This is a genomic window from Paenarthrobacter sp. NyZ202 (genome assembly GCF_049860755.1).
Taxonomy (GTDB): domain Bacteria; phylum Actinomycetota; class Actinomycetes; order Actinomycetales; family Micrococcaceae; genus Arthrobacter.
On sequence record NZ_CP187556.1, the window covers coordinates 718,146 to 737,133 of the forward strand.

18 protein-coding genes are annotated in these 18,988 nt (G+C 65.2%); 6 read left to right on the forward strand and 12 right to left on the reverse strand.

The annotated features are described in order from the left end of the window. Nucleotides 1-36 precede the first annotated feature (36 nt). Nucleotides 37-1,575 carry an alpha-N-arabinofuranosidase gene (locus ACPFL9_RS03520; RefSeq protein WP_426005878.1) on the forward strand — a complete coding sequence of 513 codons (1,539 nt, stop codon included), beginning with the start codon at nt 37-39 and terminating at the stop codon, nt 1,573-1,575. A 99-nt stretch (nt 1,576-1,674) separates the two neighbouring features. On the opposite strand, the gene ACPFL9_RS03525 is transcribed toward ACPFL9_RS03520, so the two are convergent. Continuing rightward, nucleotides 1,675-2,373 carry a DsbA family oxidoreductase gene (locus ACPFL9_RS03525; RefSeq protein ID WP_426005879.1) on the reverse strand — a complete coding sequence of 233 codons (699 nt, stop codon included), beginning with the start codon at nt 2,371-2,373 and terminating at the stop codon, nt 1,675-1,677. 130 nt (nt 2,374-2,503) lie between these two features. Between ACPFL9_RS03525 and ACPFL9_RS03530 the strand changes: the two genes are divergently transcribed. Together ACPFL9_RS03530 and ACPFL9_RS03535 are read left to right on the forward strand one after the other, a co-directional pair. Continuing rightward, nucleotides 2,504-3,577 (forward strand): glycosyltransferase family 4 protein, encoded by a 1,074-nt coding sequence (locus ACPFL9_RS03530; RefSeq protein ID WP_426005880.1) that lies wholly within the window; start codon nt 2,504-2,506, stop codon nt 3,575-3,577. Between the two features lie 49 nt (nt 3,578-3,626). Further along, nucleotides 3,627-5,762, forward strand: a complete 2,136-nt coding sequence (locus ACPFL9_RS03535) for a glycogen debranching N-terminal domain-containing protein (protein WP_426005882.1) — start codon at nt 3,627-3,629, stop codon at nt 5,760-5,762. Here ACPFL9_RS03535 and ACPFL9_RS03540 read toward each other — a convergent pair whose 3' ends face one another. The 5 genes from ACPFL9_RS03540 to ACPFL9_RS03560 form a co-directional block, all read right to left on the reverse strand. After that, complete coding sequence (locus tag ACPFL9_RS03540; RefSeq protein ID WP_426005883.1) at nt 5,763-6,293, reverse strand: GNAT family N-acetyltransferase; 531 nt, start codon at nt 6,291-6,293, stop codon at nt 5,763-5,765. It abuts the gene before it with no gap. Between the two features lie 75 nt (nt 6,294-6,368). Continuing rightward, complete coding sequence (locus tag ACPFL9_RS03545) at nt 6,369-6,761, reverse strand: universal stress protein (protein WP_426005885.1); 393 nt, start codon at nt 6,759-6,761, stop codon at nt 6,369-6,371. Continuing rightward, nucleotides 6,758-8,296: a tripartite tricarboxylate transporter permease gene (locus ACPFL9_RS03550; protein WP_426005886.1), complete on the reverse strand. Its 1,539-nt coding sequence runs from the start codon at nt 8,294-8,296 to the stop codon at nt 6,758-6,760. The genes ACPFL9_RS03545 and ACPFL9_RS03550 overlap by 4 nt, the downstream gene beginning before the upstream one ends. Beyond that, nucleotides 8,296-8,799: a tripartite tricarboxylate transporter TctB family protein gene (locus tag ACPFL9_RS03555; protein ID WP_426005887.1), complete on the reverse strand. Its 504-nt coding sequence runs from the start codon at nt 8,797-8,799 to the stop codon at nt 8,296-8,298. The genes ACPFL9_RS03550 and ACPFL9_RS03555 overlap by 1 nt, the downstream gene beginning before the upstream one ends. Then, the gene (locus ACPFL9_RS03560) at nt 8,796-9,803 is read right to left on the reverse strand and encodes a Bug family tripartite tricarboxylate transporter substrate binding protein (protein WP_426005888.1); all 1,008 of its coding nucleotides are present in this window, start codon (nt 9,801-9,803) and stop codon (nt 8,796-8,798) included. Before ACPFL9_RS03560 ends, ACPFL9_RS03555 begins: the two co-directional genes overlap by 4 nt. Before the next feature lie 255 nt (nt 9,804-10,058). Between ACPFL9_RS03560 and ACPFL9_RS03565 the strand changes: the two genes are divergently transcribed. Further along, complete coding sequence (locus ACPFL9_RS03565; RefSeq protein ID WP_426007479.1) at nt 10,059-11,636, forward strand: ATP-binding protein; 1,578 nt, start codon at nt 10,059-10,061, stop codon at nt 11,634-11,636. Next, nucleotides 11,633-12,301 (forward strand): response regulator, encoded by a 669-nt coding sequence (locus ACPFL9_RS03570; protein ID WP_426005889.1) that lies wholly within the window; start codon nt 11,633-11,635, stop codon nt 12,299-12,301. Before ACPFL9_RS03565 ends, ACPFL9_RS03570 begins: the two co-directional genes overlap by 4 nt. Here the strand turns inward: ACPFL9_RS03570 and ACPFL9_RS03575 are convergent. Further along, entirely contained in the window at nt 12,280-13,203 is a 924-nt protein-coding gene (locus ACPFL9_RS03575) for a LysR family transcriptional regulator (RefSeq protein ID WP_426005890.1), read from the reverse strand. The genes ACPFL9_RS03570 and ACPFL9_RS03575 overlap by 22 nt on opposite strands. Nucleotides 13,204-13,304: 101 nt before the next feature. Here ACPFL9_RS03575 and ACPFL9_RS03580 point away from each other — a divergent pair, with 101 nt between their 5' ends. Further along, nucleotides 13,305-14,366 (forward strand): YeiH family protein, encoded by a 1,062-nt coding sequence (locus ACPFL9_RS03580; protein WP_426005891.1) that lies wholly within the window; start codon nt 13,305-13,307, stop codon nt 14,364-14,366. Nucleotides 14,367-14,384: 18 nt separating this feature from the next. Here ACPFL9_RS03580 and ACPFL9_RS03585 read toward each other — a convergent pair whose 3' ends face one another. The 5 genes from ACPFL9_RS03585 to ACPFL9_RS03605 are packed head-to-tail and all read right to left on the reverse strand — an operon-like array spanning nt 14,385 to nt 18,957. After that, entirely contained in the window at nt 14,385-14,861 is a 477-nt protein-coding gene (locus ACPFL9_RS03585; protein WP_426005892.1) for a heme-degrading domain-containing protein, read from the reverse strand. Beyond that, nucleotides 14,858-15,856 (reverse strand): Gfo/Idh/MocA family protein, encoded by a 999-nt coding sequence (locus tag ACPFL9_RS03590; RefSeq protein ID WP_426005893.1) that lies wholly within the window; start codon nt 15,854-15,856, stop codon nt 14,858-14,860. The genes ACPFL9_RS03585 and ACPFL9_RS03590 overlap by 4 nt, the downstream gene beginning before the upstream one ends. Nucleotides 15,857-15,860: 4 nt before the next feature. Further along, nucleotides 15,861-16,745, reverse strand: a complete 885-nt coding sequence (locus tag ACPFL9_RS03595) for a TolB family protein (protein WP_426005894.1) — start codon at nt 16,743-16,745, stop codon at nt 15,861-15,863. Nucleotides 16,746-16,757: 12 nt separating this feature from the next. Beyond that, nucleotides 16,758-17,759 (reverse strand): sugar phosphate isomerase/epimerase family protein, encoded by a 1,002-nt coding sequence (locus ACPFL9_RS03600; RefSeq protein WP_426005895.1) that lies wholly within the window; start codon nt 17,757-17,759, stop codon nt 16,758-16,760. 1 nt (nt 17,760) lies between these two features. Beyond that, nucleotides 17,761-18,957, reverse strand: a complete 1,197-nt coding sequence (locus ACPFL9_RS03605; protein ID WP_426005897.1) for a Gfo/Idh/MocA family protein — start codon at nt 18,955-18,957, stop codon at nt 17,761-17,763. Nucleotides 18,958-18,988 lie beyond the last annotated feature (31 nt).

The window sequence follows — 18,988 nt, forward strand, 5'->3', positions numbered from 1 at the left end:
CCAGCTTTCCAGCCATCACAAAACTTAAGGAGATCCATGTCCCGCGCACGCATCACCCTCGACCGCGACTTCACGGTCGGAGAAGTACCCCGCCGCCTGTTCGGCTCCTTCGTGGAGCACATGGGCCGCTGCGTCTACACCGGAATTTACGAACCCGGGCACCCTGAAGCAGACGAGCATGGATTCCGGCAGGATGTCCTGAAACTCGTCAAGGAACTCGGCGCCACCGTGATCCGTTATCCGGGCGGCAACTTCGTCTCGGGCTACAACTGGGAAGACGGAATCGGCCCGCGCGAAAACAGGCCCCGCCGCTTGGACGGTGCCTGGCACACGGTAGAGACCAACGCCTTTGGCCTTCATGAATTCGTGGACTGGTCCAGGCAGGCCGGCACCGAAATCATGGAAGCCATCAACCTGGGCACCAAGGGAGTGGAAGAAGCCCGCGCGATCGTCGAGTACTCCAACCACCCGGGAGGCACGTACTGGTCGGATCTGCGCGCCAAGAACGGCCACAAGGACCCGTTCGACATCAAACTCTGGTGCCTCGGCAACGAGATGGACGGGCCGTGGCAGATCGGACACAAGACGGCCGATGAGTACGGCCGCCTGGCACAGGAGGCCGCCAAGGCCATGCGTTACGTGGATCCGTCCATTGAACTCGTAGCGTGCGGCAGCTCAAAATCCGCGATGCCCACGTTCGGCGAGTGGGAGCAGACTGTCCTCACGCACACTTATGACGAGGTGGACTACGTTTCCCTCCATGCCTACTACTTCGAAGAGGAAGGCGACGTCGGCAGCTTCCTGGCATCCGCCGTCGACACCGATTTCTTCATTGAGTCGGTCATTGCCACCGCCGACGCAGTCCGGGCCAAGGGCAAGCACAAGAAGCACATCAACCTGTCCTTCGACGAGTGGAACGTTTGGTACCAGCGCGGCCGGGACACCGAGGACCAGTTGCGCAACATCGTCAAGGGACCGTGGCGTGAACATCCGCGCGTCATCGAGGACAAGTACAACGTCACGGACGCCGTAGTGGTGGGCACGGTGCTCAACTCGCTGCTCCGGCACGGCGACCGGGTCAAGATCGCCAACCAGGCGCAGCTGGTCAACGTGATCGCGCCGATCCTGTCCGAAGAGAACGGGCCGGCGTGGAAGCAGACCATCTTCCACCCGTTCGCGCGCATGGCAGAGCTCGCCAAGGGGCAGATCCTTCAGCTGGCCGTGGACTCGGACAAGTACTCCAATGCCCGCTTTGGGGACACGGACCTGGTGGATGTCAGCGCAACCTGGAACGAGGAGACCGGACGCGTTGCGCTGTTCTTCGCCAACCGCGGCCTGGAGGAGGCGGCTGACATTGAGACCGCCCTGCGTGGCTTCGACGCACGGCAGGTAGTGCGGGCGGAGGTCTTGGAGATTCCCGACGGCGGCGACCGGTTCACGATCAACAGCCAGTCCCAGCCGGACCGGGTGGGTTTGAAGCCTTTGGAGAACGTCAAGGCAAGTGGCTCGGAGCTTCGGCTGACGCTGCCCGCCCTGTCCTGGGCCGTCGTCGAGCTTGAGGTCGCCAAAGCCTAGCCCGGCACCCAACTGGGCCGCAGTTAAGCGCGTTTTGAGCGCTCAAAACGCGCACAAATGCGACCCAGTCGGGCTAACGGACGACGGCGGGTGGCCGGGTTAAACGGCGCAGCCGTCGGGGCCGCAGGCCTCGGCGTCGGAGGCGCCGACGGGAATGAGCGGATTGGCTTCCTGCCAGGCTTGGTTGAGTGCCTGGCTGAAGAGCTTGGCGGGCTGCGCGCCCGAGATCCCGTACTTGCGGTCGATGACGAAGAACGGGACTCCGGTCACGCCGATGGCACGGGCCTCGTTGATGTCCTGGTTCACTTCCTCCGTGTACTTCTCTGAAGTGAAGAGTTCAGCGACTTCGGCGGCGGGCAGTTCGAGGGCAGCTCCAAGGTCTTTCAGGTATTCCTGGTTGCCGATGTCCTTGCCGTGCTCAAAGTGGTCGCTCAGCAGGCGTTCCTTGGCGGCATCCTGCTTGCCGTGGGTGGCCGCGAGGTGGATCAGCCGGTGCGCGGTGAAACTGTTGGCCACCACCACCTGGTCGAAGCGGTAATCCAGGCCCTCGCCCTTCGCGGTCTCCGTGACGTGGGCGAACATCTGCTTGACCTGCTCCGGAGCCATGCCCTTGCGCTTGCTCAGGTAATCCAGTTCCGTACCGTCGTAGTGCCCGGGCACGGAGGGGTCCAGCTGGTAGCTCTTCCACTGGACCTGCACCGAATCGCGGTGTGCAAACTGTGCCAAGGCAGTCTCAAAACGGCGCTTGCCGATGTAGCACCACGGGCAGGCAACGTCCGACCAAATCTCAATCTTCATGGTTTTGCCAACCGTGAAGGCTGCGGGAGCATTCCGGCGCTGACCTGTTATTTTCCTCACGGGGCTAATAGCCTTGAAGCGGGTTATGAAGTCAGCCCGTGGTTTGGGGGTGTGCGCGAAGGACCCCGGAATGCGCATCGGACTCATAGTTGGACCATGGTTTACCGTGCCGCCCGAACGCTACGGCGGAACCGAAAGAGTAGTGGATGCCTTGGCCCGGGCGCTCGCCGACGCCGGCCACGACGTATTGCTGGCGGCGACATCGGACAGCACCTGTCCCGTGCCGCAGGTACCGGACCTCGGGCCCAGCGAGCCGGACGAGCTGGGGTTTTCCTTGAGCGAACTGGCCCATGTGATCAAGGCCTACGGTGCGATGGACGGGGTGGACATCATCCACGACCACACTTTGGCCGGCCCGCTCTACGCCCACCGGCCGCCGGGAATCCCGGTGGTCACCACCATCCACGGTCCCCTGAATCATCAGTCGACCGGCCTGTACCGGGCGATGGAGGGGGACACGGCCATCGTCGCCATCTCCCACGACCAACGCGGCCTGGTCCCGGACCTTAATGTGTCAGCCGTCATCCATCACGGACTGGACCTCTCCACGGTGTCAGTCGGTCCAGGAGACGGGGGCTACGCCTGTTTCGTCGGGCGCATGTGCCCGGACAAAGGGCTCATGGAGGCAGTGTCCATTGCCCGGAAAGCCGGGGTTCCCCTGCGGATCGCCGCGAAAATGCACGCCAAGGATGAACAGCTCTTCTACCGCGAGGTTGTGAAGCCGGCGCTGGGTCCCGATGAGGAGTTCCTGGGTGAACTGTCCGACCCGGAAAAGTATGAACTCATGGGCGGTGCTCTGGCGCTCATCAATCCCATCCAATGGCACGAGCCCTTCGGCCTGGTCATGATCGAATCCCTGGCCACGGGTACTCCGGTCCTGGCCACACCCATGGGAGCAGCGCCGGAGATCATCCGGCATGGGCAGACCGGCTACCTTGCCGGAGTGGACGGGTTGGCCGGCTTCGTGGATGCGGCAGCACGCCTGAGCCGCGCAGACTGCAGGCGCTCTGTGGACGACTACTTCAGTGCCGGGCGGATGGCTGCCGAACACCTGGACCTCTACGCCCGTGTGATCCAACAATTCAAAGGTAAAGGGGTATCGGGGAGCGCGCCGGTGCAAGAGAATCGAAGCCAGGCCCTCTAGCGCAGACGGCCGGACCATCCCGGGATCCCATGGAGGAGGCCTGACGGCCATGACAGCTTGGAACGCCGACACCGAAGCCGGTGCCTCGGAACTGGGTGCCGTAACCGTCGTCGAAGGCTCTTCCTTTTGTATCTCCTCCCACTCGGGTGACGTCCACGGTGGCGGCTCCCAAGGGGCTTATTACCAGGACACCCGGATCGTCTCCATGTGGGTCCTGCGCGTTAACGGTGCACTGAGGGAACCATTGGTCGCCAGGAATCCCACGGCTTTCCAGGCCGAGTACGTGGGCCGGGCGTGCTCCTCGGACGGGCGCTTCGATAGTCCCTTGGTGGTCAGGCACCAGAGGCATGTGGGCGCCGGACTCCGGGACGACCTGACCATCAGGAACTACTCCGGCCAGCCTGCACCCTGCGAGATCGAACTGCTGGTGGATGCGGACCTGGCAGACCTCTTCGACGTCAAGGGCGGACGGTCCGGCCGTGCGGGTGCAGTGACCAGGACAGCACATAAACGCGAGCTCCATCTCGAGGCCATCCACCCCAACGGCGAACGGCGCGGGGTGGCGTTCCGGGCATCGGGTGCCAGGGCCACGGAAAAAGGGCTCACCTTCCACATCACCATCCCACCCCGCAGCCAGTGGAGTACCAGTGTTGTGGCTGTTCCCCTGGTCAACGGCAAACGACCGGACGAGCCATTCACTGAAACCACGCCCCTGCACCACACCACCGGTGCCCGGAGGCACATCGCCTGGACCGAACACGTGCCCAGGATCGAGGTTACGGACCGCAACGTGGACCAGACCCTGGAACGGAGCCAAAGCGACCTCGGTTCCCTTCGGATCTTCGACCCGAACCACCCCGGGCGGGCAGCCGTGGCTGCCGGTGCGCCGTGGTTCATGGCCCTGTTCGGGCGGGATTCCATCCTGGCCTCCTACATGTCCCTCATGGTGGACCCCGGGCTCGCGGCCGGAACGCTGCAGACGCTCGCGGCACTGCAGGGCACCACCGTGGACGTTGACTCTGAAGAGGAACCCGGCCGGATGCCGCACGAAGTCCGCCTGGGAGTCACAGCCGGGCTATCCCTCGGCGGCACCGCGTATTACGGAACCGCCGACGCGACACCGCTTTTCGTCTCCCTGCTGGGCGAGCTCAGCCGATGGGGCCTGGGCTCGGACATCATTGAATCCCTGCTTCCCCACGCCGATCGCGCCCTGGCCTGGATCGAAGAGTTCGGTGACCGCGACGGAGACGGATTTGTGGAATACCAGCGGCCCAACACCCACGGACTGGTCAACCAGGGGTGGAAGGACTCGTGGGACGGCATCAACTTCGCTGACGGCACCATGGCCGGGACACCGATCGCCCTGTGCGAAGTCCAGGCCTACTCCTACGCGGCTTACGTAGCACGCTCCCTGCTGGCACGCGCGGCAGGTGATTCCGCCGTCGAACGCCGTTGCGCTGATCGGGCCGAGGCGCTCAAGGAGGCTTTCAACAAAAGCTTCTGGCTTCCGGACAAGGGTTACTTCGCCCTGGCGCTGGACAAGGACAAACGGCCCGTGGATTCCTGTACATCCAACATGGGGCACTGCCTGTGGGTAGGCATCGTTGACGAGGACAAGGCAGGACTGGTGGCCGAACGGCTGATGTCGCCCGAGATGTTCACAGGGTGGGGGATCCGGACGCTTGGTTCGGACATGGGAGCCTATAACCCCGTCAGTTACCACAACGGTTCCGTCTGGCCGCACGATACGGCGCTCGCCGCCACGGGACTCATGCGGTACGGCTTCGTCAAGGAAGCCAGCCGGGTAGCGCGCGGATTGTTCGACGCCGCCGAGCACTTCGGCGGCCAACTCCCGGAGCTGTTCTGCGGCTTTGACCGTGACGACTTTTCGGCGCCGGTACCGTATCCGACGGCGTGTTCCCCGCAGGCGTGGGCGGCTGCGGCGCCGATCCAGCTCGCCAGGATCCTGCTGAGGTTCGATCCCGATTTCACCCGGAACGTCCTGCATCTCGCGCCGATCCTGCCGGATTCACTGGGGAAGTTCCAAGCGGAGAACGTGCTGCTGGGCAAGTCGCGGATCACGGTGCAGGCGTCGGGTTCCTCGGGGACGGTGACCAACCTGCCCGAGGGGCTCCAGTTGCGGAGCGACCCGCGGCCGCCGTTGACGGGAGACATGTTCGGCTAGTCAGAGTGCGTACTCCATCACAAAGTCGTGCTCCACGGAATCGCCGAGCTTGAAGGACTTGGTGCCCACCCGCTGGAAGCCAGACTTCTCGTAGAACCTGATGGCCTTCGCGTTCTCGCTGTTCACGCCAAGCCAGACGCCGGCCGCACCCTTGTCCGCCGCGTCGGCCAGGGAGGCCCTCATCAGGCGTGACGCTGCACCCTGGCCATGGTGGTCGGGGTGCACGTAGCACTTGCTGAGTTCGGTTGATGGCAGGGCCGAAAGGACCGCGGCGACGTCCGGGTCGCCTGCCGGTTTGGCGATCAGCATGGTGTAGCCGTTGAGCTGCCCGCCGTCGTCGAGCACCAGGATGGTGATATTCGCGTCGGTGAGGTAACCGGCAAAGCTGGCCTCGCTGAGGTTCTTTTCGAGATGGGCCTGGATGTCGTCCGGCGAGGCGCCGGGAGGGCAGGCCAAGGGGAACGTGACGGCGGCCAGCTCCGCCAGCTTTCCGGCGTCGTCCGCTCTTGCCGTGCGGATGGTTTCGGTCATGTGGGTCCCCCTGGGGTTGAAACGGAAAATGCCCTCAAGAACGCATCTTAAGGGCATTTTCCGTGCGGGGAGTCCTTAGTCGGCCTTGACCGCCAGGACCGGGCAGTCCGCTTCAAGCAGGATTCTTTGCGAAACGCTGCCCATGATGAGCTTGCCCACCGGGCTGCGGCGGCGGAGGCCGATCACGATGAGCTCGGCATGGTGTTCGTCTGCCGCATCAAGGACTTCGGCAGCGGCGTCATGTCCACGGACCGGCTGTTTGATGATGTGCTGGATGCCGTGGTTTGCCAGGCGCTCTTCGATGTTCTGGATGTCCGGTTCCTGGGCGTACCGGTTGTCCACCAGGGCGTCGCCTTTGGACGAGTTGATGACCAAGAGGGTGGCGTTGTTCTTCTTGGCCTCGGCGATGGCCTGGGTGAGTGCCGCCTCGCCTTCCGGGGTTGGGACGTATCCCACCACTATGGTCATGGGTTCTCCTGTTTCTGGGGCTCGGGATGGTTGTTCGGGGTGTGGAGGGCGGGACGGTTGCGCCGGATCATCTTGAAGACCAGCGGCCACGCCAGGACGAGGGCCACGATGATGTAAACCACGACGGCGATCGGCTCGCTGAAGAGCCCGGCGGGGTCGCCCGCGCTCAGCTGCAGGGTCTTCCGGAGTTGGCCCTCGATGCGCGGGCCGAGGATCACGCCGAGGATGAGTGGCAGGACGGGAAGGCCGAACCGCCGCATCATGAAGCCCAGTGCGCCCAGGACCAAGAGGATCACCAGGTCGAAGGCCTGCAGATTGACCGAGTAGGCGCCCAGGGTGGCAAAGAAGAGGATGCCCGCATAAAGGTAGGGCCTGGGGAGCTGGAGCAGCTTGGCCCATACGGGAGCCAGCGGCAGGTTGATCAGGAGCAGCAGCAGGTTGCCGATGAACAGGCTTGCGATCAGCGCCCATACCAGGGGGCCCTCGCTGGAGAACAGCTGCGGTCCGGGCTGGATGCCGTAGGTGGTGAACGCTGCGAGCATGACGGCGGCCGTTGCGTTGGTGGGCAGGCCGAGGGCCAGCATGGGGGTCAGGGTCCCCGCCGCTGCGGCGTTGTTGGCAGCTTCCGGCCCGGCGACACCTTCGATGGCCCCCTTGCCGAACTCCTCCGGGTGCTTGGAGAGACGCTTCTCCGTGACGTAGGAGAGGAACGTGGGAATCTCGGCCCCGCCGGCGGGAAGGGCACCGAACGGGAACCCGAAGGCTGTGCCACGGAGCCATGGCTTCCACGAACGCCCCCAGTCCTTGCGGCCCATCCAGGGGCGGCCGACGGGGATGACGTGGAGCGGGGTCCGGCGAAGATGCGCCGCGACCCAGAGTGCTTCACCCACCGCGAAGATCGCCACGGCGACCACCACGATGTCCAGGCCGTCTGCCAGGAGCGGCTGGCCGAAAGTCAGCCGGCGCTGCCCGGTGACGGAGTCGATGCCCACCAGCCCGATGGCCAGGCCGAGCGCCAAGGAGGCGAAGCCACGCAGGCGCGAGGAGCCAAGTACGGCCGTGACAGCGAGCAAGGCAAGGACCATGATCGCGAAGTAGCTGGGCGCGCCCAGGCTGACGGCGAACTCCACCACCACGGGCGCGAAAACAGCCAGGAGGGCAGTGCCTATGGTGCCGGCTACGAACGAACCGATGGCCGCCGTCGCGAGCGCCTGGGCTGCACGCCCGGCCTTGGCCATCTTGTTGCCTTCGATCGCCGTCACCACTGACGACGATTCACCGGGTGTGTTGAGCAGAATCGACGTGGTGGAACCGCCGAACATGCCGCCGTAGTAGATGCCGGCGAACATGATGAACGCACTGGTGGGCTCCAGGGCGTAGGTGACCGGCAGCAGCAGGGCCACGGTCATGGCCGGGCCCAGTCCGGGCAGAACGCCCACGGCTGTGCCAAGGAGCACGCCAATGACGGCGAACATGAGGTTCATGGGGGTGAGGGCGGTGGCGAACCCGTCCATCAGTGAGGACCAGACGTCCATTAGAGGATTCCTTCCAGGAGCCCGGCCGGCAGGGCGATGCCCAGGCCGAGGTAGAAGCCGTAGAAGGTCAGCAAGGAGAGGGCAATCGAGATGAGCCCGTCACGGATGTAGCGGCGGCTGCCCAGGGCGAGCACGCTGCCCCAGAACAGGACCGTTCCGGAAATGACCCACCCGGCCCAATCGATCAGCAGGATGTTGAGGATGAACGCGCCGGCCAGGGGCAGGACGGTCTTCCAGTCCGCGGGGTGTGCCAGGTCCACGTCCTCGCCGCCTTCGGCTTCCCCCTTGCCGCCGCGGAGGACGTTGATGGCCAGCAGGACTGCGCACACGATCAAGAGGCCGGCAACGATGAAGGGAACGGTCTTTGGACCTACAGGGTCCGACTTCGAATACGGGGTAACCAGGCCGTTGGCGTCAAGGAAGACAAGGACGCCGGCCGCGCCGAGCAGGAGGGAAACCCCCAGCTCGGCGCGGCCTTTCAGGCCTGTTGCTGCAGTGCTCACGCCAACCCAAGCTTGGTGAGCACGTCCGCCACCCGCTTGTCCTGCTCGGTCAGGAAGGTCTGGAATTCGTCACCGGTGATGAAGGCATCGGTCCAGCTGTGGGTCTTCAGGGCTTCCTTCCAACCGGCGGATTCGTGCATCTTCTCCAGGGCCGCGATCAGGGACTTCTTGTCCTCGTCGCTGATTCCCGGAGGGGCCACGATTCCGCGCCAGTTGGTGAACACGAGGTCGATGTTGGATTCCTTCAGCGTGGGGGCATCCACGCCTTCCAGCCGGTTCTCGCCGCTGGTGGCCAGCACACGGACTTCACCGGACTTGATCTGCTGCAGGTATTCACCGGCGCCCGAAGCTGCGAAGCCGAGTTTGTTGCCGAGGATGGCCGGGAGCAGGTCCCCACCGCCGTCGTAGGAAACGAAGTTCACTTTGGTGGCATCGATGCCCACGGCACCTGCAAGCTGCATGGGCAGGAGGTGGTCCGGGCCGCCCGGGGAGGAACCGCCGCCCACGGAGATGGACGCGGGGTCGGCCTTCCACGCCTTCACCAGGTCATCGATGGTCTTGTAGGGGGAGTCCTTGCTGACCATGATGGCGCCGGGTTCTTCGATGAGCCGTGCCAGCGGGGTGGTCTCGGTCAGCTTGGATTCGGACTTGTTGGTGTAGCTGGCCCCCACCACGCCAAGGCCCATTAGCATGGTGAGGTCGCCGTTGCCCTTTTCATTGACAACGCGCGCCAGTCCAACAGTGCCGCCGGCTCCGGCAAGGTTGAAGACCTCGGTGTTGGTGGAGATCTTCTCGTCATCGAGGACCTTGGCCGCGGCACGCGCCGTGGTGTCGTACCCGCCACCGGGCGTGTTGGGGACCATGATCTGGAGGCCGGTGACCGGGCCGGCCGCGCCGGTGCTTTCGGAACCGGTGGAGTTCTTGCCGGTGGCACCGCAGCCGGTGGCCATCAGGGCGATGCCGGCGGCGACGGCGGCAAGGCGCAATGCGCGGATCTGGCGCATGGTGTTCCTCTTCTCAACGATGAAAATTAGGTGCAGGGCGGACATCGGTGTGCCCCGTGAATCGATGCTAGGTCCGCAGGTGACAGGGATCACTCTTGTGTTCGCAGTGATCGTTAAGTTCATTGCGTTCACCAGCAGGCAGCGAACGGTGACGCCTGGGGTATAGTTCCGGTACTCCTGCCGGACAACACCCAGCCCCTGTCCAGGCCCGGGAGCCACCCAAAAAGGATCCATGCCGTGACTCGACGAAGAGGGATGTCCCTGGCGGGGCAGTACCTTGTCCTGCAGTTGCTGATCGTCCTGGCCGTTCTTGTGGCAGTCGTCGCCATCTCGCTGGCGCAGTCAGCGGCAACGTTCGAGCGGACCGAAGGCCGCAGGGCCTTGTCCGCCGCCGAAGCCCTGGCCAGCAACCCCACAGTGCGCGCGCTCCTGCCCGCCGCCGAGCCGCGCGCCGGTTCAGCCCTCCCTGCCGTGGCTGAATCGGTCAGGACCGTCTCCGGGTCGTCGCATGTTGCGCTCGCCAAGCTGGACGGCACCGTGGTCGCCGCCTCTGATCCCGGAATCCTGGGTAAGCCCCTGCCCCTTGGCGACAGCCGCGTGGGCGAGGGGCGGGCCTGGACGGGAGTCGTTGGCAGTGGCGGAGCCGCTGTGCTCTCAGCCCACGTGCCCGTGCTGGACGACTCCGGGACCATGATCGGCATCGCTGCCATCAGCCGGAACTACCCATCCACCATCGAACGCCTGGGTGACGCTGTTCCCAACCTCCTGACCTATCTGGGGGTGGCAAGCGTTCTGGGAGTTGCAGGGGCATTCCTGCTGTCCCGCCGGGTAAAGCGCCAAACACTGGGCATGGAACCGCACGAAATCACCGGTTTGGTGGAGAACCGCGAAGCCATGCTGCAGGGGCTGAAGGAAGGCGTGGTTGCGTTGGATCCCCACGAACGCATCACCGTAGCCAATCACAGCGCTCGGCAGTTGTTGGGCCTTCCGGAGGATTGCGTGGGGCGGAAGATCCGGTCCCTGCACGTAGACCCGGCGCTTAAGACCGTACTCACCCGCGACCAGGACACCCCGGACCAGTTGGTGCTGGTGGGGGACCGGCTGGTGGTCATGAATAGGGTGGCGCTCCGCTCCCATGACCGTGACATCGGCTCCGTCACCACGCTGAGGGACCGCACCGAGCTCTCATCCCTGGAACGTGAACTCGGCGCCACCCGCACCGTCACGGACACCCTCCGAGCCCAGGCCCACGAGTTCGCCAACCAGTTGCACGTGATTTCCGGCCTGATCCAGCTTGAGGATTATGATTCCGTGGTCCAGTTCGTCAACGGCGTCACGGTGGACCGTACGCGCCTCAACGACGACGTCACCAGGCGTATCGAAGACCCGGCGCTCGCCGCCCTCCTCATCGCCAAAGCCAGCCTCGCCGCCGAACGCGGCGTTGAGCTGAAGCTGGATCCGGTTGCTGCGCTGCCGCGCGTTCAGGAGGAACTTTCCCGCGACCTCACCACCGTGGTGGGGAACCTCGTGGACAACGCGTTCGACGCCGTCACCGGCCTTCCGGGGGCAACGGTCAGCGTGGTGGTGGCTGATGGAGACAACGAGGTAACCGTCAGTGTCCGGGACAACGGACCTGGGGTCCCGGACACCGACGTCGAGGAGATTTTCCGGCAGGGGTTCTCCACCAAGGAGCGCGCACCAGGGGATGCCCGTGGTTTCGGCCTGGCCCTGTCCCGGGTCATTTGCCGGCGCTCCGGAGGCGACCTCACGGTGGCCAATGACCAGGGGGCAGTATTTACAGCGACGTTCAGCAAAGGGGCAGGAAAGCCGTGATCAAGGTCCTGATTGTCGATGACGACTTCATGGTGGCCAAAGTGCACGCCGGTTTCATTCAGCGCACGGAAGGGTTCGGCGTTGTGGGGGTGGCCCACACGGGAGCGCAGGCGCTGGAAGAGACCCGGCGCCTGCAGCCGGACCTGGTGCTGCTGGACATCCACCTGCCGGACATTAATGGGCTTGACCTGATGCACCGCTTGCGGGAGGTGGCACCGGAACTGGATGTCCTGGTGATCAGCGCCGCGCGGGAGGTGGAGACAGTCCGCAAGGCCCTGCGCGGCGGGATCGTGCACTACCTGATCAAGCCGTTCTCCCAGGCAGACCTCCAGGAACGGCTGAACCACTATCTCAGCGCCTATCAGGGCCTGGACGCTTCCAAGGACGTGGCTGAGCAAACGGATGTGAATCGGGTGTTCGGGCTGGGCAGCACCGGGCGTTCCCTGCCCAAGGGCTGCAGCGTGGAGACCCTCGAGCGGGTCCAGGCAACGCTCCGTTCCGCCAGCGGCGACCTCTCGGCCGCGGAAGTCGCCGAACAGCTGGGCACGTCACGGGTGAGTGCCCGCCGATACCTTGAGTACCTCCACGACGAAGGTGCCGTGGACGTGAAGTTGAAGTACGGCGTCGGGCGTCCTGAAAGGCGCTATGTGCTCAAGCCGCGGTGAAGCCGCTCGCCCGCCTTCGCGATCCGGATCAATTCGGCGGCGCTTCCTTCAGGCCTCCGCGCGGGCAGCCAGACGGCGCGAAGCGACCGCGTGAGGTCCAGGCCCTGGACGGGTACGGCGATGAGTTGGCCGGTGGCCAGTTCTGCGGTCACGGCAAGCTCGCTCAGCACCGCCACGGCAGCACCTTCAATGGCGGCCGCTTTGACGGCAACGGTGCTGGCCAGTTCCATCCGTGCCTCATGCAGCGGGGCGCCCGAACGCTCAAGGGCCCTGACCAGGGTGTCGCGGGTTCCCGAGCCGACTTCCCGAAGGGCCAGGTCGGAGGCGATCAATTCGTCCGGCTGGACGGGGACCCGCCGCCGTGCCCAAGGGTGCGTTGTCCCCACCACCACAACCAGTTCGTCGCGGGCCACGGTGGTTGAAGCAACAGTCCGCGGCAACACCGGAGTCTCGACGAAGCCCAGGGGAACTTTCCCGGCGGCCACCTGCTCCAGGACCTCGCCGGAGTTTCCCACCGCGAGGCTGACATGCAGGTCCGTGTGTGTCCGGCGGAAACGGGCCAGCCAACGTGGAGCCAGGTATTCCGCAATGGTCAGGCTGGCCGCAACCGTCAGGTGGGCCGCCCGTTCCTCGGCAAGCGAGCGGGCTCCCAGGATCATCCGGTCCATTGCGCCGAGTGCCTCACGGGCCCACGCCGTGACAACCTCGCCCTCATTGGTGACGCGGGAACCGGCAGGAGTACGGACCACCAGGGTCAGGCCCAGTTGCCGCTCAAGCCGTGCCAATGCGCGGCTGGCGTTGGGTTGGGCCATGCCCACACGGCGGGCGGCAGCGCCGACCGACCCCGTTTCTGCCACCAGGACCAGGATTTCCAAGGCGGTGAGGTCTGGTCGGCTGCTCATGCGTGGACGATATGCCTCAGAGTCAGCTCATGTCAATTAGGCATGGGTTCAGGCTGAAACGACGGCTACCGGGGGCCGCGGATTCGGGGGATCGTGGAAGTATGACCACAACCAGGGCAACCGCCCAAGACGAACCGGGGCTGTCTGCTGCCATCCGGTGTCGTGACCGCCTCCGCGCCCTGGCGCCCGGGCTAGCCGCCTGTGCGGTGGCGGTGGCGTTGGCTTTCGGCATTCACGCCCTGTTGCCGTCGCTTCCGGCCATGACCCTTGCCGTGGTCCTGGGGATTGCCGGCGCCAACGTGCCCGGAACTGCAGCTTGGGTTGGCGGTGCCTGGCAGCCGGGTCTCCGCTTTGCCGGTAAGCACCTGATGCGGGCCGGCATCGTCCTGCTGGGGCTCAAGCTAAGCCTGGGGGACATCGCCGCCTTGGGCTGGCAGGCCTTGGGGCTCATCGTGGCGGTAGTGCTGCTCGCTTTCGCCGGCACGTATGCCTTGGGCAAGCTGTTCAAGCTCCCGGGCGATGCTCCGCTGCTCATCGCCACGGGGTTTTCGATTTGTGGTGCCTCGGCCATCGGGGCCATGGCGGCTGTCCGGGGAACAAAGCACCAGGACACCGTCCTGCCGGTTGCCCTCGTAACGCTCTGCGGAACCCTGGCCATCGGCACCTTGCCCCTGCTCATGCATCCGCTGGGCCTGGACACGGTGACGTTCGGGCGATGGGTGGGAGCATCGGTCCATGATGTGGGGCAAGTGGTGGCCGCAGCCCAGACTGCCGGAACCGTGGCCCTCGGCGCTGCTGTGGTCATCAAGCTCACTCGGGTGGTCCTCCTGGCGCCGATCGTTGCCTCGGCAGGGCTGTGGCAACGGTTTCAGCGCATCCGCGGATCAGGGGGTCCGGGGACGTTCCCGCCCATTGTTCCCGTGTTCGTGGTGGGATTCCTGGCCATGATCGTGCTCCGCACCCTGGGCTGGGCTCCGCCCCCTGTCCTGGACCTTGGCGGCTTGGCACAGGAGATCGCCCTGGGTGCAGCCCTGTTCGGCCTGGGCTCCGCGGTCCGGGTACGTGAACTCCTGCACGCCGGACCACGGTCGCTCGTGATGGCCTTGTGTGCTTGGGCGTTGATCGCGGCCCTTGGCCTGGGGGCGGCGTGGATGATGGCCTAGGACACGTTCTTGTGGGGGTTACGCCCCGACTGTCTTCAGGTAGTTCCTGATGCCGTCCACTACCAACCGGTGGTCCTCGTCGGAGGCCAGGCCGGAAGCGGTGATCGCGCCAACCACCCCGGCACCCCGGACCCGGAGAGGGAAAGAGCCCCCGGCGAGCGTGTAGTCGTCATGGTTGAGCCAGCCACCGCCGAGCGGATTGTGGCCGAGAGCGGAGAACTGCTCGGACAGGAACGCGGTGCTGTGCTCAAACCTGAGTACCGAGTTGGACTTTCGCCGGATCCATTCCTCCTGATCGGACGTGGCGCCGGGAAGCACGCAGCGGAAGAGGACGATGTTGTGGCGGCGGATGTCTACTGCCACCCCAAAGCCCTCGGCGATCGCGTGGTTGGCGATCAACGACCCCAGCCGCCAGGCATCATGGTGATCGAACGAAGCGAAAACCAGTTCTTCCTCCTGCTGCCGCAACTCCTGCAGGCGTGGTGAATCGCTCATGCTCGATCAGCCCCGTAGCCCAGCCCGATCTGCCGGCGGATCTCATCCATGGCGGCCATGATGGCAACGCTCTCGGACGGCGGAAGGATGGTTCCCACGGTTTCGCCGGACTTCACCAGGCGCTCCACCTCGGCGGCCTGGAATTGCATTCCGCGGCTGTTCACGGGTTCATCAAAACGTTCCAGGACAGAGCCGTCAACGGCGTGAACAGTGAACGGCACAGGGTTGTACCAAGTATGTTCGACGTCGATCCAACCCTTGCTTCCGACCACCATGGCACGGTTGGCGCTCGCCGCATCCAGTTCGCAGTCCACCACGGCCTGGGCGCCGTCGTCGTAGTCGAAAATAGCGGCAGTCTGCCGGTCCACACCGGTGGCCGTCATCGACGCGCTGGCGCGGATGGCAGACGGTGTGCCGAGGATGTCGAAGGCGAAGGAAATGGGGTAGATACCCAGGTCCAGCAGCGCGCCGCCGCCGAGGGCGGGGTCGTTCAGCCGGTGCGCGGGATCGGTGGGCAGGCTCTGGTTGTGGCTGGCGACGACCTTGCGGACCTCGCCGATGGTCCCGGCCGCGATGATTTCGCGGATGCGGACCATGTGGGGCAGGAACCGCGTCCACATGGCTTCCAGCGCCACGAGCCCCTTGCCAGCGGCCGCCTCGGTCACCTCCCGCGCCTCCCTGGCGTTCATGGTGAACGACTTCTCCACCAGCACGTGCTTGCCCGCATTCAAAGCCAGGAGAGCATTTGCGTGGTGCATGGGGTGCGGGGTGGCGATGTAGATGACGTCCACATCGGGATCAGCCGCGAGGTCCTCGTAGCTGCCGTGGGCGGTCGCGATGCCGTGGTGTTCAGCGAAGGCCTTGGACGAGTCCAGCGACCGTGAGCCGACGGCCTGGACGGTAAACCCGTTCTCACGGAGGTCCCGGGTCTGCAGGTCCGCAATGAACCCCGTTCCAAGGATTCCCCAGCGAATGGTTCCATCAGAAAGTGACACGTGTTCAGTCCTCCGTTTGGGTAGCCGGCGGGTACGCCACGTACGCGAAATGCTCCGAGTCCGGCGACCAACTGTTGACGTTGAGCGTACCTTGGCCGCCGAACAGCGGCCATGTGTGCAGCGGAGTTTTCCAGTCACCTGTGGAGACGAGTACGACGGCGACCGGCAGGTCTGCGGGGTGGCCCTGCGTTCCGCTGGGGAACCGGATGTAGGAGGCATACTGCCCGTCCGGGGAAAGATGGGGGAACCAGTCCACCGTTTTGGATTCGAGGAGTTGCTCGAAGCCGGTCCCGTCCACCCGGATGCGGGCGACTTGGGCATGGCCGGGCTCGGTGCTGAAGGATTCCGTGTTCAGGTACAGCCACTTCCCGTCGGGCGAGTATTCCGGCCCGTCGCAGTGGCCCTCTCCAACGTTGACGCGGGCGGGAGCACCGCCGTCGGACGCTATGGTCATGAGGCGGCCCGGCTGCCTGAAGTCCCCGCCCCCGATTCCCACGTACGCCAACTCCGCCCCGTCCGGGCTGACACCGTGGAGGAAATGGAAGGAACCGTCATCCGGGGTGATGCGCTGGGCATGGCCGCCGGTGAGCGGAGCCCTGTAGATGTGGCCGTCGTTGGCGGAGAGGAAGATGCTTTCGCCGTCTGGCGCGAGGACGTGATCGTTGTTCAGGTCAGGGATACCGCCGAGGGGGATTTCGATCAGGGTGCCGGAAGTTATGTCCAACCGCCAAAGTTTCCCGTCCCCGTTGAGGATCAGGGACCGGCCATCCAGGGTCCAGTTGGGGGCTTCCAGGAGGATGCGGTGGGTGCTGTAAAGCAGCGTAGATTCGCCGGTCACCGACGCGATCCGCACCTGGCACTGTTGACCGGATTGCAGGGTGCGGATCACGTCGGACGGCTCCTAGTCTTTGCTGCTGAAGGCGGCGTCGAAGCTGGTTTGGGAGGCGGGGAAGTCGTATTTCTTGAGCGCTTTGAGGGCTTCGGGGGCGCCGTGGAGGCGGTCCATGCCGGCGTCTTCCCATTCGACGGAGATGGGGCCGTTGTAGCCGATCGCGGACAGGGCGCGGAATGAGGCTTCCCAGGGCACGTCACCGCGTCCGGCGGAGACGAAGTCCCAGCCGCGGCGCGGGTCGCCCCAGGGCAGGTGGGAGCCGAGGACGGTGTTGCGGCCGGTTTGGCGGACCTTGGTGTCCTTGCAGTCCACGTGGTAGATCCGGTCCTTGAAGTCCCAGATGAAGGACACGGGGTCGATTCCTTGCCACATCATGTGGGAGGGGTCCCAGTTCAGGCCGAACGCTTCGCGGTGGCCGATCGCTTCGAGGGTGCGGACGGTGGTCCAGTAGTCGTAGGCGATCTCGGAGGGGTGGACTTCGTGGGCGAAGCGGATGCCGTTTTCGTCGAAGACGTCCAGGATGGGGTTCCACCGGTCGGCGAAGTCCTGGTAGCCGGCGTCGATGACCTTCTCGGGGACGGGTGGGAACATGGCGACGTATTGCCAGATGGAGGAGCCGGTGAAGCCGACCACGGTGTCCACGCCGAGGGCTTTGGCGAGGCGGGCGGTGTGTTTCATTTCCTCGGCAGCGCGTTGGCGGACGCCTTCGGGGTCGCCGTCGCCCCACACTTTGGAGCCGACGATGGCTTCGTGGCGGAAGTCGATGGGGTCATCGCAGACGGCCTGGCCTTTGAGGTGGTTGGAGATGGCCCAGACTTTGAGGTTGTACTTGTCCAGGAGCTCGAGTTTGGACTCGACGTAGCCGGGTTCGTCCCAGCGCCAGGCGTCCAGGTGGTCTCCGGAGACGGCGATTTCCAGGCCGTCGTAGCCCCAGCCCGAGGCGAGCTTGGCGACTTCCTCGAGGGGGAGGTCGGCCCACTGGCCGGTGAACAGGGTGTACGGGCGGGGCATGTCAGGCTCCTTCGGTTGCGTGTGCGGATTCGTTGGTGTTGGACAGTTGAATCAGTGAGCTCTTGGCGGCCGCGGACTCTTCGATGGCGGCCAGGATGTGCTGGACGTTGAGGCCTTCCTCGAAGGATGGCGATGGCTCGCTGCCCTCACTGATGGCCCGCAGGAAGTCCCGGATCTGGTGGGTGAAGGTGTGTTCCCAGCCGATGATGTGACCCTGCGGCCACCACGCTTCAAGGTACGGGTGCTCGGGTTCGTTGACCAGGATCCTGCGGAAACCCTGCTCCCGGACCGGGACGGTGGCGTCCAGGAAGCCGAGCTCGTTCAGCGCTTCCAGGTCGAACAGGATCGTGCCCTTGTCGCCGTAGATTTCGAGCTTGAGGGAGTTCTTCTGCCCCGTGGCTACGCGGGAGACTTCCACCGAGGCGATTGCTCCGGAGGTGAGGGTCAGCGTGGCCCAGGCGGCGTCGTCGACCGTTACTTGTTCCGGGCCGTCCGCCCCGGGGCGGTGGTCCACGAAGGTGTGCAGGCGGCCGGTGACCTCGGTGACGTCCTCGCCCAGGAGGAAGAGGACCTGGTCGATGGCGTGGGAGGCGATGTCGCCGAGGGCGCCGGAGCCGGCGGTTTCCTTCCGTAGCCGCCAGGTCATGGGGGACCGGGCGTCTGAGAGCCAGTCCTGCAGGTACGCGGCCCGGACGTGGCGGACGGTGCCGAGCCGGCCCTCGGCGATGAGCTCCTTGGCGAGGGTGAGTGCGGGGACGCGGCGGTAGTTGAAACCGATCATGGACTGGACGCCGCGCTTGCGTGCCTTGGCTGCGGCAGCAGTCATGGCTTCGGCCTCGGCGAGGGTGTTGGCCAGTGGTTTCTCCACCAGCACGTGCTTGCCGGCTTCCAGCGCTGCGATGGCGATTTCTGCGTGCATCCAGCCCGGTGCGCAGATATCGATGATGTCGATGTCTTCCCGGTCGATGACGTCGCGCCAGTCCGTGGCGGACTCGGCCCAGCCGTACTTGGCGGCCGCTTCGGCCACCTGGACGGGGTCGCGGCCCACGAGCACTGCCTGTTCCACCGCCGGGACGTCGAAGAAACTGGCCACGTTCCGCCACGCATTCGAGTGGGCCTTCCCCATGAAGGCGTAGCCGATCGCTGCCACCCGCAAAGGGGCGGCCGGCTGTCGGGACGAGTGGGTGGGGGTGGTCATGGTCTGGGTCCTCGCTGATTCTTCAGGGGTC